The sequence below is a fragment of the Streptomyces sp. SS1-1 genome (genome assembly GCF_008973465.1).
GTDB lineage: Bacteria > Actinomycetota > Actinomycetes > Streptomycetales > Streptomycetaceae > Streptomyces.
Genome location: NZ_WBXN01000004.1, coordinates 7270856 through 7285226, shown reverse-complemented (window position 1 = coordinate 7285226; position 14371 = coordinate 7270856). Strand labels below are relative to the sequence as shown.

At 73.7% G+C, this 14371-nt stretch carries 10 protein-coding genes; 6 read left to right on the top strand and 4 right to left on the bottom strand.

Going from position 1 to position 14371, the window contains the following annotated elements; all coding sequences use genetic code 11:
- Position 1 precedes the first annotated feature (1 nt).
- From F8R89_RS34655 to F8R89_RS34640, 4 genes are all read right to left on the bottom strand, one after another.
- Entirely contained in the window at positions 2 to 2692 is a 2691-nt protein-coding gene (locus F8R89_RS34655; RefSeq protein ID WP_151787724.1) for a bifunctional GNAT family N-acetyltransferase/acetate--CoA ligase family protein, read from the bottom strand.
- A gap of 114 nt (positions 2693 to 2806) precedes the next feature.
- Positions 2807 to 3712, bottom strand: coding sequence for a universal stress protein (locus F8R89_RS34650; protein WP_151787723.1), 906 nt, complete (start codon positions 3710 to 3712; stop codon positions 2807 to 2809).
- Positions 3713 to 3840: 128 nt separating this feature from the next.
- Positions 3841 to 4449 (bottom strand): DoxX family membrane protein, encoded by a 609-nt coding sequence (locus F8R89_RS34645; RefSeq protein WP_151787722.1) that lies wholly within the window; start codon positions 4447 to 4449, stop codon positions 3841 to 3843.
- A 176-nt stretch (positions 4450 to 4625) separates the two neighbouring features.
- Entirely contained in the window at positions 4626 to 5543 is a 918-nt protein-coding gene (locus tag F8R89_RS34640; protein WP_151787721.1) for a DUF1918 domain-containing protein, read from the bottom strand.
- A 272-nt stretch (positions 5544 to 5815) separates the two neighbouring features.
- On the opposite strand from F8R89_RS34640, the gene F8R89_RS34635 reads away from it, so the two are divergent.
- The 6 genes from F8R89_RS34635 to F8R89_RS34610 all read left to right on the top strand — a co-directional run bounded on the left by F8R89_RS34635 (position 5816) and on the right by F8R89_RS34610 (position 14338).
- On the top strand, positions 5816 to 6757 hold the full coding sequence (locus F8R89_RS34635; RefSeq protein ID WP_151787720.1) for a C45 family autoproteolytic acyltransferase/hydolase: 942 nt from the start codon (positions 5816 to 5818) through the stop codon (positions 6755 to 6757).
- 34 nt (positions 6758 to 6791) lie between these two features.
- On the top strand, positions 6792 to 7607 hold the full coding sequence (locus F8R89_RS34630) for a VanZ family protein (protein WP_151787719.1): 816 nt from the start codon (positions 6792 to 6794) through the stop codon (positions 7605 to 7607).
- Positions 7608 to 7685: 78 nt separating this feature from the next.
- Positions 7686 to 9233: a PH domain-containing protein gene (locus tag F8R89_RS34625; protein ID WP_151787718.1), complete on the top strand. Its 1548-nt coding sequence runs from the start codon at positions 7686 to 7688 to the stop codon at positions 9231 to 9233.
- A 323-nt stretch (positions 9234 to 9556) separates the two neighbouring features.
- Complete coding sequence (locus F8R89_RS34620) at positions 9557 to 10942, top strand: chitinase (protein ID WP_151787717.1); 1386 nt, start codon at positions 9557 to 9559, stop codon at positions 10940 to 10942.
- Between the two features lie 68 nt (positions 10943 to 11010).
- The gene (locus tag F8R89_RS34615; RefSeq protein ID WP_151787716.1) at positions 11011 to 12336 is read left to right on the top strand and encodes a ThuA domain-containing protein; all 1326 of its coding nucleotides are present in this window, start codon (positions 11011 to 11013) and stop codon (positions 12334 to 12336) included.
- A 136-nt stretch (positions 12337 to 12472) separates the two neighbouring features.
- Entirely contained in the window at positions 12473 to 14338 is a 1866-nt protein-coding gene (locus tag F8R89_RS34610; protein ID WP_151788404.1) for a Na+/H+ antiporter NhaA, read from the top strand.
- Positions 14339 to 14371 lie beyond the last annotated feature (33 nt).

Here is a 14371-nt window from a genome sequence, read left to right as displayed (position 1 = left end):
CTCAGCGGAGCCGGCGCAGATACGGGTCGTGGGGTGCCCGGGGCACCAGGCGGACCCGTGCGTCGAGCACGGTGACGCCGCCCGGTGTCGCGAGCACGGGGTTGAGGTCGGCCTCGGCCAGTTGCGGCAGGTCGGCCGCCAGCCGGGAGAGGCGCAGCAGCAGTTGTTCGAGTCCGGCGAGGTCGACGGGCCGGGCGCCGTCCGCACCGAGGAGGAGGGGCGCGCACCGGGGCGAGGTGATCAGGTCGTGCACGTCGTGGTCGGTGAGCGGGGCGAGACGGGCCGCGTGGTCGGCGAGGACGTCGGTGGCGGCGCCGCCGAGCCCGAACAGGACGAGCGGGCCGAAGACCTCGTCCTGCACGACACCGGCGAACAGTTCGGTGCCGCGGTCGGCGAGCGGCTGGACGAGGACGCCCTCCAGCAGCCCGGCGAAGCGGGTCTCCAGGTCGCGGAAGGCGGCCCGGACCTGAGAGTCGCCGCGCAGGTCGAGGTGGACGGCGTGGGCGGCGCTCTTGTGCACGAGACCGGGCCAGTACCCCTTCATCACGACGCGCCCGTCGAAGCCGCGCAGCCGCTCGGCGGCGAGCACGGCGTCGTCCTCGGTCTCGGCCCAGGCCCAGGGTGCCTGCGGGATGCCGTAGCAGCCGAGGAGTTCGGCGCACGCGCGCGGGTGCAGCCACCCGCCGTCAGGGTGGCGGTCGAGGAAGGTGTCGGCGACGGTACGGGCCCGGCCGGTCTCGACGCCGTCGAGGTCGGGGACGGTGCCGACGGGGCGGGCGAGCCAGGCGGCGCGGCGGGCGGCGTGCGCCAGGGCGCGGGCGGCCGCCTGGGGTTCGGCGTAGGACGGGACGGCGGTGCCGTCGGCGGCGGGCAGCAGTTCGACGGGCAGGGCCTGGTCGAGCCGGACGGCGACGACCGGCTTGGGGAGCCGTCCGGACCGGGTCAGGGCGCGGACGAGGTCGTCGCCGGTGGCGGCGGTGAGCGCCGTGGGGACGAGGGCGACGACGACCGCGTCCACGGCGCGGTGGCGCACCAGCCGGTCCACGCAGGCGGTCAGGCGGTCCTCGGTGACGGCGGCTCCGGTGTCGACGGGGTTGCCGGCGACGGCGTCGTCGGGCAGGGCGGTGAGCAGGGCGGCCGCCAGGTCGGGGGTGGGTTCGGGGAGCTGGAGTCCGGCTTCCGCGCAGGCGTCGGCGGTGAGGACGCCGGCGCCGCCCGCGTTGGTGACGATCGCGACGCGGGGGCCGGCGGGCAGGGGCTGGGAGTGCAGCAGGGCGGCGGTCTCGAGGAGTTCGCCGCAGGAGCGGGTCGCCGTGACACCGGCCTGTGTGAACAGGGCGGCGCGTGTCATGGTGCGGGTCGCTGCGGCCGCGGTGTGGGAGGCGGCGGCGCGCCGGCCGGCCTCGGTGCGGCCCGCGTCGACGGTCAGGACCGGCATCCGCCGGGTCACGCGCCGGGCGGTACGGGAGAAGGCGCGCGGGCTGCCGAAGGACTCCAGGTGCAGCACGGCGAGGTCGGTGCGGCCGTCGCTCTCCCACCACTGGAGCATGTCGTTGCCGCTGACGTCGTACTTGTCGCCGAGGGAGACGAAGGAGGAGACGCCGATGCCGAGCCGGGACAGCCCGTCGAGCAGGGCGATGCCCACGCCGCCGGACTGCACGGCGACCCCGGCCGTGCCGGCGTTCGGGGGGCGCGCCGCGAACGTGGCGTACAGGTGCTGTCCGGTGTTCGCGAGGCCGAGGCAGTTGGGGCCGGCCAGCCGCATCCCGTGCGACCGGCAGGTGTCCAGCAGGTCGCGGCCCTGACCGGCGTCCAGCCCGCCCGTGACGACGACGAGGGCCCGTACGCCCGCCTTGCCGCACTCCTCGGCGGCCCCGGGGACCGCGGCGGCGGGGACGGCGAGCACCGCGAGGTCGGGTGTCGCGGGCAGTGCGTCCACGGCAGGGTGGCAGGGGACGCCGAGGATCGAGCGGGCCGCGGGGTTCACGGCGAACAGGCGGCCCGGGTAGCCGCCGGAGCGCAGTTGGCGCAGGATCGCCCGGCCGGCCGAGCCCGGCCGGCGTCCGGCGCCGACCACGGCCACGGTCCGGGGACGCAGCAGGGGGTCGAGGCTGAGGAGGTCGGCGGTGCGGCCTCGTTCCTCCACGGCGGTCAGATAGCCGTCGCCCGCGTCGAGGGCGATGGTGCAGCGCACCTCGGGGCCGTCGAAGTGGCGGGCGGTGCGCAGGCCGAGGCCGGCGAAGAGCCGCAGCACCTCGTGGTTCTCGCTGAGCGCCTCGGCGGTGAAGGTGGTGACGCCGGCGGCGCGGGCCGCGGAGACCAGGTGCTCGACGAGGAGGGTGCCGATGCCCCGGTGGTGCAGGTGGTCGGCGACCGCGAGGGAGACCTCGGCGGTGCCGGCGTCCGGGCCGCCCGCCGTGTCGTACTCGGCGAGGCCGACGACCTGTCCCCCGGTCTCGGCCAGCAGGGCCAGGTGTCCGGGGCGGGGCGGGCCGCAGGCCCGGTCGGCGGCGGCCCCGGCGGAGCTGCGGGCGGCGGTGAAGAAGCGCAGGCGCAGGTTCTCCGGGGACATGGCGTCGTACAGGGCGCGGATCCGGTCGTGGTCGGCCGGCGCCACCGGGCGGACGCACACGGTGGTGCCGTCCGCCAGGAGGGCGTGGGCGGTGGGCCGGCCGGGCATGTCGTCCTTCATCGCTCCCCCAGCTGTTCGGTGCCGCGTCCCGGGTCCGGGAGCGGCCGGCGGGCCGAGGCCCGTGTCCGTCCTTCCGTGTTCTTCCGTCCGCGCGTCCGTGCGTCCGTGCGTCCGTCAGTGGTGCGGGACGACGGCGACGGGTGCCACGGCGTGGTGGAGGACGGCGTGGGTCACGGGGCCGATGTGCGCGCCGAACGGGCGGCGGCGGATACGGCGGCCGACGACCATGAGCGACGCCTCGCGGGAGACGTCCACGAGCCGGGCTCCGGGGCTGCCGGCGGGGACTTCCTCGACCACCTCGACGTCGGGGAACTTCTGGCGCCAGGGCTTGAGGACGTCGGCGAGCAGGACGGCCTGCTGCCGGACGATCTCGTCGTGCAGTTCGATGTCGACGGACAGGCCGTAGACGTAGTACGGCGGGAGGTTCCAGCCGTGGAGCACGCGCAGCCTGGTCCCGCGGCGCGCGGCCTCCTCGAACGCGAACCGGATCAGCGTCTCGTCGGGGCTCGTCGCGTCGAGCCCGAGGACGACGGGCCGGTAGGCGGTCTCGGTGGACGGCAGCCCCTCGGCGTCCGGTTCGTGCTCGTCGGCGGCCTGTTCACCGGCCCGGACGAGGACGACGGGCCGTTCGGCGCGGGCGGCCACGGCGAGTCCGACGGACCCGACCATGAACCCGCCGAGCCCGCCGAGCCCGCGCGAGCCGAGCACCAGCAGGTCGGCGTCCTCCGCCGCGTCCAGCAGGGTGCCGGCGGCGTCGCCCGTGCGTTGCTCGACGGTCAGCTCCATGTCGGGGTGGCGCAGCCGGATCGCCTCGGCGGCCTCGCGCGGGACGCGCTCGGTCCAGTGCTGCTGCGTCTCGGCGCCGAGGAGCGGGGCCTGGGCCATGGGCTCGGGGACGGGCTCCCAGACATGGACGATCTTCAACGGCAGTCCGCGCAGCCGCGCTTCGCGGGCCGCCCATTCGGTCGCGGCACGGCTCTCGGGCGAGCCGTCCAGACCTGCGACAACAGTGCGGAGCATGATGCTGCCTCCTGATCGGATTCTCTGATTCCAGCGTCGGTCGTACGGGGCGTAGGGGGCAGGGGCCGCTGGTCCCCGGCCGGGGCCGACCGGCCCAACGGCCCCCGCGGCCGGGGCAGGCCCCGCGGTCAGCGCAGCCAGGGGTGACGGGCGACGAACGGCAGGCGGGCCCAGGCCTCGCCGAGCCCCCAGACGGCGCCGGAGCCGGCGGCGGCGAGCGCGATCAGGACGACGGCGTACACCAGGTGGTAGTCGGCGAAGGGGTTGGTCGACATGCTCGGCGAGCCGTCGGACAGATGCCGGGCGGGCGGCCACTCGGCCATCCACATCAGGGCCATCATCACGGTGCCGGCGACGGCGGCGAGCCGCAGTCCGACACCCAGGAGGAGGGCCGCGCCGATGCCGAGGAGCCCGAGCATGAAGAGCCAGTCCGCCCAGGCGTCACCGGCCCAGGAGTGGAAGACCGACTCCAGCGGGCCGACGGCCACCGAGCCGAGGAAGCCCCGCGTCGGCGAGCCCCCGTCGATCCAGCCCCTGCCGGAGGGTGTCGCGTAGCCGAGGCCGAAGGTCTTGTCGAGGAAGGCCCACAGGAAGACGAAGCCGGTCAGCAGCCGCAGTCCGGCGAGGACGTACGCGCTCGCGGCCGTGGTGGTGGCGGCCTCCTCGGCGCCGGCGGCCCCGCGTGCGGCCGGGAAGCGGAGACCGATGCGCCGGTGTGATGGATCGTGCACTGCCATGATCTTCATCCCCCTCGGGACGGAAGCGCCGTTGACGTCCTCCACTGTCGTGGCGGAGACATGACGTGGCGCGGTGCCGAAGGGGACATCCGAGGGGCTGAACGGCCCTATCAGGGCGGCCCGTCAGGACCGCCGACCGGAGAACGCGCCGCCGACAGACGCGACATGACGGGCCGTCAGCGCTCGGCGGGGGTGATACGGCGGCCCGTGAGCCGTTCCGGCCGGAGCGTGACCCACATGTCCCGCTCGCCGCCCGCCCAGGGCGTGGAGTGCGCGCGTTCGGTGAGCCGCCGGGCGGCGTCCGGGTCCGTGACCGCGTTCGCGGGGCCCACCGCCAGCACGCTCCAGCCCCGGCTCATGATCTCGTCCACGTGGTCCACCTCGAAGGCGGCCTCCGTCCCGACGGCGGACGCCGCTACGGAACCGGGTTCCGTCCGGAAGGCGATCATGTCGTCGACGATCTCGTAGTTGACCGGGACGACCGCCGGGCGGCCGTCGGACTGCGTCACCCCGACGCGCCCCACTCCGTGCGTCGAGAGCAGGGTGCGGCACTCGTCCGGGCCCAGCTCGCGCACCTCGGGGTGGAGGAGGGCGTGGCCCTGTCCGGGTGGCAGGTCCATGCCCCCGCCCTTCAGCGCGGTCGCCGTGGTGCCGAGGGCGTCGGCGAGGCGGGTCAGGGTGGCCGCGGTCGGATCGGCCGGGTGTTCCTCCAGGTAGGCCAGGTAGTCCGGGGACATCCGGGCCCGTGCGGCCGTCTCCTCACGGCTGAGCCCGTGCCGGAGGCGCTCGGCGACCAGGCGCCGGCCCATGTCGCCGGGGTTGGGGGTCCGGTCCCGTGGCGCGGCGGCGGGCTCCCTCGCGGAGGACTCCTGGCCGGAGGGGGTGCCGGGCGTCGCGGACGCCTCCGGCTCGAGGTGGTGGACGTGCGCGTCGGGGCCGGGGAAGACGAGGGTCACCTCGTCCGTGTCCGACCAGCGCACGTCGTACGGGGGCGTGCCGTCCTCATGGTGCAGCCCGACGATCTCGCCGTCGCGCCGGGCGGCGCCGGTGGACGGGCTCTCGATGACGAGTTGATCTCCGACGTGCGCTCGCATGGCGGTCGCCCTTCCTGTGCGCGGTGTCCTGTGCGCGGTGTGCTGTATCCAACGTCGCACGCACGGCCGGGGCTCGCATGGGCCGCCCGGCCCTCAGGGGTGCCGAAGGGGGCGGGCGGTCACGGTCCGGGTCCGGCCACCCCGCCGTCCGAAATGATCGGCACTGGTCAAGACCCGCCGAAATTAACTAAGTTGCCCACGACTCGACGCGACTCGACGCGACTCGACTCAACTCGATGAGACCTCCGGCCCCGGACAGAGGAGCGGCAGCCATGAGCCCACGCCGGAAGACCTTCCGCGCGCTCGAGATCGGCGACGGGAGCGACGGGCGCTGGGCCGCCCACGCACAGCCCCTGTGGCCGCTCGCGGAGCGGTGGCTGGCCGAGGAGGGCCGTACGGCGGAGGGCGCGGACCGAGCGCGGCGGCTGTTCGAGGAGCACATGCCGGAACTGGTCCCGGTGCTGGAACGGCTCGCCGCGCAGCTCGACCGGCCGGAGGCGACGACCTTCCTCACCCTCGCGGCCATACGGCCGTTCTTCTCGGGCTGCACGCAGATCGGGGCCGGCGGCACACTGCTGCGCAACTACGACTTCGACCCCGACGACTGCGAGGGGACGATCGTGTCCTCGCATTTCCTGCGGCCGGTGATCGGCATGCAGGACGCCGCCTGGGGGCTGCTGGACGGCATGAACGACGCGGGGCTCGCGGTCTCGCTCACCTTCGGCGGACGCTTCGTCCACGGCCCGGGCTTCGCGATCCCGATCGTCCTGCGCCATCTGCTGGAGACGTGCACGACGGTCGACGAGGCGATCGGCAGACTGCGCTCGATTCCGATCGCCATCCCGCAGAACGTCACCCTGGTCGACGCCGAGCAGGCACGGACGGTGTACGTGGGACCGGACATCCCCCTGACCGAGGCGCCCGACGCCTGCGCCGCCAACCACCAGCACCTGCCGGTCCCCGACGACCAGGAGAGGTTCTCCAGGACCCAGGAGCGCCTGGCCGCCGTCCGCGCGACGGGCCCGGACGTGGCGGCGATGCTGAAGTCCCCGCTCTACCAACTCGCCTACGAGGAGGGCCTCGGCACGGTCTACACCGCCCACTACCGCCCCACCGAGGGCCAGGTGACCTACCACTGGCCGGACGCGTCCTGGACCCAGTCCTACGACACCTTCACCCCGGGCACCCGCAGCATGACGCTGGGCCTCGCGTGAGGTACGCGGACCGGCTTCCGAAAGGGTCGCTCACTTGATCGAGGCGTCCATCGAGGCCGTCCCCGGCCTGCTTCTCTCCTTCGGCGTGCTCGCACTGATGCTGGCACTGCCGGTGGGCCTGCTCGCCCGCATCCGGCACAAGCCCGTCACCGTCCGCGTACTGTGCGCCGTCGGCGTCGCCGGCGTCTGCGCCGCGACGCTCCTGCCGGCCGACGGCGGGCCCGTCGCCCAGGGAGCCGTCTGTGACGTGAGCTCGCCCTTCCCCCAGCTGTTCCTCTCCTCGAGCGCGCTGCTGAACGTGGCTCTGTTCGCGCCCCCGTCCTTCTTCGCCGTGCTCGTCCTCCGGCGCCCGGTGACGGTCGCCGCGGTGGCTGTCCTGTCCAGCGGCTTGATCGAGTTGATCCAGGCCGAAGGGGCGATGGGGCGGGCCTGCAGTGCCACCGACCTCGTCGCCAACGCGACGGGAGCGCTGATCGGGGTGGCAGGCGGAGTCGTCCGGTCGCACTCGCGCGGGCGGGAAGCGGGGCGGTGGAAGTCCGACGTCCTCTGGGGTGGCGGGCTCGCCGTCCTCGGAGCTTTCGTGGTGACCGGTGTGTTCCGGACCTCCGTGGAGCCGTACGTTCCCCTGTCGGAACGCGACGGCGTCCAGGCGCACGCACACGCGCTGGAGGGGTCGGACGCCTGGATCGCCGAAACGGTCGCGGAGGTGTGCGGGGCGGAGGTCCGCGTCCGGGAGGTCGTGAGCGTGGAGCGGGACGGGCGCTATCTCGTGACGGCGTCCACCGAGCTCGGTGACGTCGTCGGCTGGTGGCCCGAGAAGAGGCTGGCCCAGGCGCCGAAGGTGTGCTGATCCGGCAACATCGCACACCCGAAGGCTGCCGTGGACCGGACAAGCCGGCCCCGGTGGGGCGATGGCACGCTTCGGGGTATGAGCAGTGTGCCTGAAGTGACGTGCCGTCCTCGGTCGAGGCGGGTTCCCTGGTTCCTCGTCGGTCTCGGTGCGGCCGGGCTGGTCCTGGCCGTGGCCCGTGTGGCGGGTGCGGGCGGGGTCCCCGATGCGTGGGTCCTCGCCGGGTGCGTGCTCGCGGCGCTGGGTGTCGCGGGGGCGTACGGTCTGGTCGTCCGGGTGCACGCCGACGCGAGCGGGCTGGCGTACCGGACGCTGCTGCACCGGCGCAGTGCGCGCTGGGAGGACGTCGCCGATGTGCGGGTGCGGGTGCGATACGCACGGCACGGCGACATCCACCGCGTTCATGTCGTCACGCGCGGCGGGCGGACCTGGCGTCTTCCCCTGCCGGTCAGCTCGTCCGCCGACGACCGGCCCGACTTCGACGCGACCGTGGAGGCGCTGCGGGCGCTGCACCGGCGGCACGGCTCACCGGAGTCGGACCATCTCGCCGTGCTCTCCAAGGGCACGGCCGGGCGCGGCGTCCGGCTGCCCGCCTTCCTGTGCGCCCTGTTCCTCGCGGGTGCCGCGCTGGCCGCGTGGTTCGTCCCGGTGGTGGCGGCGGAGAAGCTGGCGTGGACGTCGGCCGTCCCGTGCTCCGGGCGTGAGGCGGGGCGTGACGAGGACTGCCTGACGACCCTGTCGGCCGTGGTCGCGCGGACCGAGGTGGCCCAGGGGAAGGGACAGAGCTGGGTGTACTTCACGGACGGGCGGCCGGTGGACCGGGTCTCGGTGTCGAAGGAGGGGGCCGCCGGCTTCCGGGCCGGTGACCGTGTCGAACTCACCGTGTGGCGTGGGGGCGTCCGGGAGGTCGTCGGTGAACACCACGTGTGGCGCGAGCACTTCCCCGCCGCCGGAGAGGTCGCCGTGACCGCGGCGGTGTGCGTGCTCGTCGCCGGGTACCCGGCGGCGCTGATCGCGCAGCGCCGGCGTGCGCGCCGCCGGCCCGCCGACGAACTCCTGCCGTCACCGCTCCCGTTCGCCGCCGCCCTCGTCGGTACGGCCGTGTGGGCGCTGCCGTACTGCTACACGCATCCGACCCTGGTGCCGGACTCGACCGGGGGCGTCGTGTGGGCGGGCATCGGCGCGGTGGCCTCGGTCGCCCTGTTCGGCTGGGCGTGGCGTGCGACCCGCCTCCACACACCCGGGACGGACAGGCCGGCGCCGACGGACGCCGGTGGCGAGGACGTCTTCCTGGCCGCCCGGTTCCTGGAGTCCACCGAGTACAACCCGCACGGCTTCGGCACCCACATCGTGCTCGGCGAGGACGGGCCCGCGGTGCTCCCCCACTCCGGTCCGGGCCGGTACGCGGCGCGGCCGATCCCGGTGCGGCGGCTCACCGTCACCACCGTGCGGCGGCCACGCGGCGGCGACGGCGACGGCGTGCCGAGCGGCTGGGACATCGCCGAACTGGACGACGACGGCAGGCCGGTGAGGCTCGCTGCCGCTCCGGACGACCTGGCCCGTATCCTGCGCGCGTTCACCGCCGACGACGACTCGCCCGCAGTCACCGCCGGCTCGGACGGGTGAGCGCTGACACCCCCTTCCGGCCGTCTCCGGTCGGCCCGCCCCGAACGCCCCGGAGCACCCCTGTCACATTGGACTGGACCAAAGCCTGTCCGATGTCTTGACAGGGGTTTTCCGCTGCTCCTTAAATTTACGATGTGAAGTAACTGGAGCAACCCTGTTTTCCCCCACCCTTGTTCAGCGGTCGACGACTTCACAGCCCCCACTTCTCGCCTGTCATGAGCATGCCTGCTTGCTGGTAGCGCCAGCGCACCCGCCTGCCCGCCCGGCGCGGTCGTGGACGAGCCATGAGGCACCGCGACCCCGACGACAGGACAGGACCCCGCATGACCTCTCCCTCTCTCCCCGGGCCCGCGCTGCGCGGCGCGGTCGGCACGGCTCTCGCCGCCCTCCTCCTCGCCCCGCTCACCTCCCTCCCCGCACACGCCGCCGCCCAGGCCACCGGGCAGATCACCGGCCTCGGCGGCAAGTGTCTCGACGTGGCCGGCGCGGCCACCGCCAACGGCACCGCCGTCCAGCTCTACGACTGCAACGGCACCAACGCCCAGCAGTGGAACGTCGGCTCGGACGGCACGATCCGCGCGCTCGGCAAGTGCCTGGACGTCGCGTCCGCCGGCACCGCCGACGGCACCCGCGTCCAGCTCTGGGACTGCAACGGCAGCGGCGCCCAGCGCTGGACCGTGACCGCCGCACGCGACATCGTCAATCCGCAGGCCGACAAGTGCCTCGACGTGAAGGGCGCGAGCTCCGCCAACGCGACCCCGGTGCAGATCTGGAGCTGCACCGGCGCCGCCCAGCAGAAGTGGACGGCCCCCGGAGCCGACACCCCGGCACCGGGCCCGGGCGCGATGGCCGTCGCCCCGTACCTCTACAACGGCTGGGGCGACCCGCCGAGTCCGACGACCGTGATGAACGCGACCGGCGTCAAGTGGTTCACCCTCGCGTTCGTCCTCAGCAACGGCTACTGCAACCCGCAGTGGGACGGCGGCCGTCCGCTGACCGGCGGCGTCGACCAGCAGACGGTCAACGCGGTGCGCGGTGCCGGCGGCGACGTCATCCCGTCGTTCGGCGGCTGGAGCGGCAACAAGCTGGAGAGCTCCTGCGGCAGCGCGGGCGAACTCGCCGCCGCCTACCAGAAGGTGATCGACGCCTACCGGCTGAAGGCCATCGACATCGACATCGAGGCGGCCGCCTACGACAGCCCGACCGTGCAGCAGCGCACGGTGGACGCCCTGAAGACCGTCAAGGCGAACAACCCCGGGATCAAGGTGTACGTCACCTTCGGCACCGGCCAGAACGGACCCGACGGCAGCCTGATCGGCAAGGCCGCCGCGTCCGGGCTGACCGTGGACAGCTGGACCATCATGCCGTTCAACTTCGGCGGCGCGGGCCAGAACATGGGCCAGCTCACCGTCCGCGCGGCCGAGGGCCTGAAGACCGCCGTGAAGAACGCGTACGGCTACAGCGACGACCAGGCGTACCGGCACACCGGCATCTCCTCCATGAACGGTGTCACGGACAACTCCGAGACGGTGACCGTCGCCGACTTCCGCACGATCCTCGCCTACGCGCAGCAACGGCACCTGGCGCGGCTGACGTTCTGGTCCGTCAACCGGGACCGGCCCTGCACCGGCGGCGGCGCGGACAGCTGCTCCGGAGTGGCCCAGCAGCCGTGGGAGTTCACCCGCGTCTTCTCCCAGTACACCGGCTGACCGTGCCGGCCGCCCCGCCTCTCCCCCACTCCCCGACGCGCGCCGCCCCGGCGGCAGGAGGAACAGACATGCCCCGACCCACCCGGCCGACCCGGCCCGGACGCCCCCGCACGGTCCCCTGGCGGCACCTCGCGGTCCGTCTGCTGGCCCTGCTCGCGGTCGTCTGCGGGCTCACCGCCCCGGCGGGCGCCGCCTCGGCCGCCCCGCAGGCGGCCCCCTTCAAGGTCATCGCCTTCTACAACGGCACCTGGGACGCCGCCCACATCGACTTCGTCAAGGAGGCCAACCAGTGGTTCCCGCGGGCGGGGGCCGAGAACGGCTTCACCTACCGGGCGACCACCGACTGGAACCTGCTGGCGAACGGCGGGGTGGACGAGTACCAGGTCGTCCTGTTCCTCGACGACGCGCCGCAGACGGCGGCCCAGCGCTCCGGGTTCGAACGGTACGTGCGCGCCGGCGGGGGCTGGATGGGCTTCCACGTCTCGGCGTTCACCACGAACGCCGCCTCCTGGCCCTGGTTCTACAACTCCTTCCTCGGCAGCGGGAACTTCAGGTCGAACACCTGGGGCCCCACCACGGCGGTCCTGCGCACCGAGGACCGCACCCACCCGGCGACCACCGCCCTGCCCGCCACGTTCACCTCGGCCGTCAGTGAGTGGTACAGCTGGTCCAACGACCTGCGGGCCAACCCGGACATCAGGATCCTGGCCTCCGTCGACCCCAGCAGCTTCCCGCTGGGCACCGACCCGAACCAGTCCTGGTACAGCGGCTACTACCCGATCCTGTGGACCAACGCCCGGTACCGGATGCTGTACGCGAACTTCGGGCACAACGCGATGAACTACGACACCAACACGCGTCTGTCGTCGACGTTCGCGAGCGCCACCCAGAACCGCTTCCTCCTCGACGGCCTGAAGTGGCTGGGCCGGGCGGACGGGGACCCCGCGCCCACCGATCCCATCTCGCCGACGGCCTGGTACGCGCTGAGCGACAAGGCCTCCGGGACCTGCGTCGACGCCCGGGCTGCGGCCACGGCCAACGGCACGCCCGTCCAGCAGTACACCTGCAACGGGACCGTCGCCCAGCAGTTCCAGTTCAAGCCCACCGACGGCGGCTACACGCGTGTCGCGATCCGCGGCAACCCGGACCAGGTCGTCGACGTCACCGACGTCTCCACCGCCGACGGCGCGCCCCTGCAGCTGTGGGCGTACGGCGGGGGCGGCAACCAGCAGTGGCTGCCGGTGCGCGAAGGGGACGGCGCCTACCACTTCACCGCCCGGCACAGCGGCAAGTGCCTGAGCACGACCGGCGGTGCCGCGAACGGTGCCCAGTTGGTGCAGCGGGCGTGCGACGGCTCCGCCGCCCAGAGCTTCCGGCTCACCGCCCAGCCCTGACCCCCGGCCGCGACGGCCGTCCGGGTGAGCGTCGCCGGGCCGCACGAGGCCGGGGCAAGCCGTCCCGGCGCGCGGGCGGCCCGGTGGCGATAATCGGGCGGTGAGCGGCTACGAGTCCAGCGATGCCAGCGAGTCGATGTCCAGCCAGACCCGGGCCCGCTGGCGGACGTTCGTGCAGACCGAGACGGGCAGCGCGGCCCTGCTGCTCGCGGCCGTCGTGGTGGCCCTGCTGTGGGTCAACATGGACGCGCACTCCTACGAGGCGGTGTGGGGCGCGACCTTCACCATCGGTTTCGACTCCCATCACCTCGCCCTCGATCTGCACGAGTGGATCAACGCCGGGCTGATGAGCCTGTTCTTCTTCGTGGTCGGCCTGGAGGCGCGCCGCGAGTTCGACATGGGCGACCTGCGGGACCGGCGCTGGGTGGTGCTCTGCGCGGCGGCCGGCCTCGGCAGCATGGTCGTCCCCGCGGTCATCTATGCCGCGATCAACGCCGGCCACGACTCGGTGCACGGGTGGGGCACGGCGATGTCGACGGACACGGCCTTCGCGCTGGGCATCCTCGCGGTGTTCGGCCGGAGGCTGCCGGCCGCCCTGCGCGCGTTCATGCTGTCGATCTCCGTGGTGGACGACCTGGTCGCCCTGGTGGTGATCGCCGTGTTCTACAGCGACGGCATCCACTGGCCCGCGCTGCTGGTGGCGTTCGGCGGTCTGCTGGGCATCGTGGTGCTGCGCCTGGCGCGCGTCCGCAAGGGCCTGTACTGCGCCCTGATGTCGCTGCTGGTCTGGGTCGCCCTGCACGAGGCGGGCGTCGATCCCGTGGTCACCGGACTGGCCGTGGGGGCGCTGGTGGTCGCCTACCCGGCGCCGCGCAGCGACCTGGAGGAGGCGAGCCGGCTGTTCCGTTCGTTCCGGGAGCAGCCCACGCCCGAGCTGCAGCGGGACGCGGTGAAGGGGCTCGCGGCGGCGATCTCCCCCAACGAGCGCCTCGAACAGAAGTTCCTACCGTGGGTGAGCTACGGCATCGTGCCGCTGTTCGCGCTGGCCAACGCGGGCATCGAGCTCAGTGGCGCGAAGCTGGCGGACGCGTTCTCCTCGCCGGTCACCCTGGGCATCGTGGTGGGCTGCGCGGCGGGCAAGCTGATCGGGATCGTCGGCTCGATGGCGGGCGCGCGGCTGCTGACGGGCGGGCGGCTGCGGCCCAACGTGGGCTGGGGCTCGGTCACCGCGGGCGGGGCCGTCGCCGGGGCTGCCTTCACCGTCTCCCTGCTGATCGCGGCCATCGCGTTCGAGGGCGAGGAGCTGGAGCAGGCGCGGATCGGCATCCTCGCCTCCCTGGTGGTGGCATTCGTGCTGACCTGGCTGGTGTCCGGGGTGATCGGCCTGCTGCCGGAGGCCCTCCGGGCGCGTGTCCTTTTGGGCACGTCCGAGGCGCCGACGGATCTGGCGGTGACCGTCGACCCGCGGCACGACCGGGTGCGCGGTCCTGCGGACGCGGCGGTGACCGTGGTCGAGTACGGCGACTTCGAGTGCCCCTACTGCGGTCAGGCCGAGGAGGTGGTGCGCGAGCTGCTGGGCGCCGACTCGGACGTCCGGTACGTGTGGCGGCATCTGCCGCTGCCGGACGTACATCCCAACGCCCAGCTGGCGGCGGAGGCGGCGGAGGCCGCCGCACGGCAGGGCAGGTTCTGGGAGATGCACGATCTGCTGCTGTCGCGTCAGGACGCGCTCAGCGGCCGGGACCTGCTGGGCTACGCGCGGGAGCTGGGTCTGGACCTGGTGCGCTTCCGCGACGACGTCGAACGGCGGCGGGGGGCGCACCGGATCGCGGAGGACGTGGACTCGGCGGACCTCAGCGGGGTGTCGGGCACCCCGACCTTCTTCATCAACGGCCTGCGCCACCAGGGCGCCTACGACATCGACGCGCTGACCCGGGCGGTCGAACAGGCACGGCAGCGCGTGCTGGCCGCGCGGACCGCGCCCCGCGAACCGCGCGGCTGAATCTCACGCGCGCCGGCTACAACTCTCGGGGCC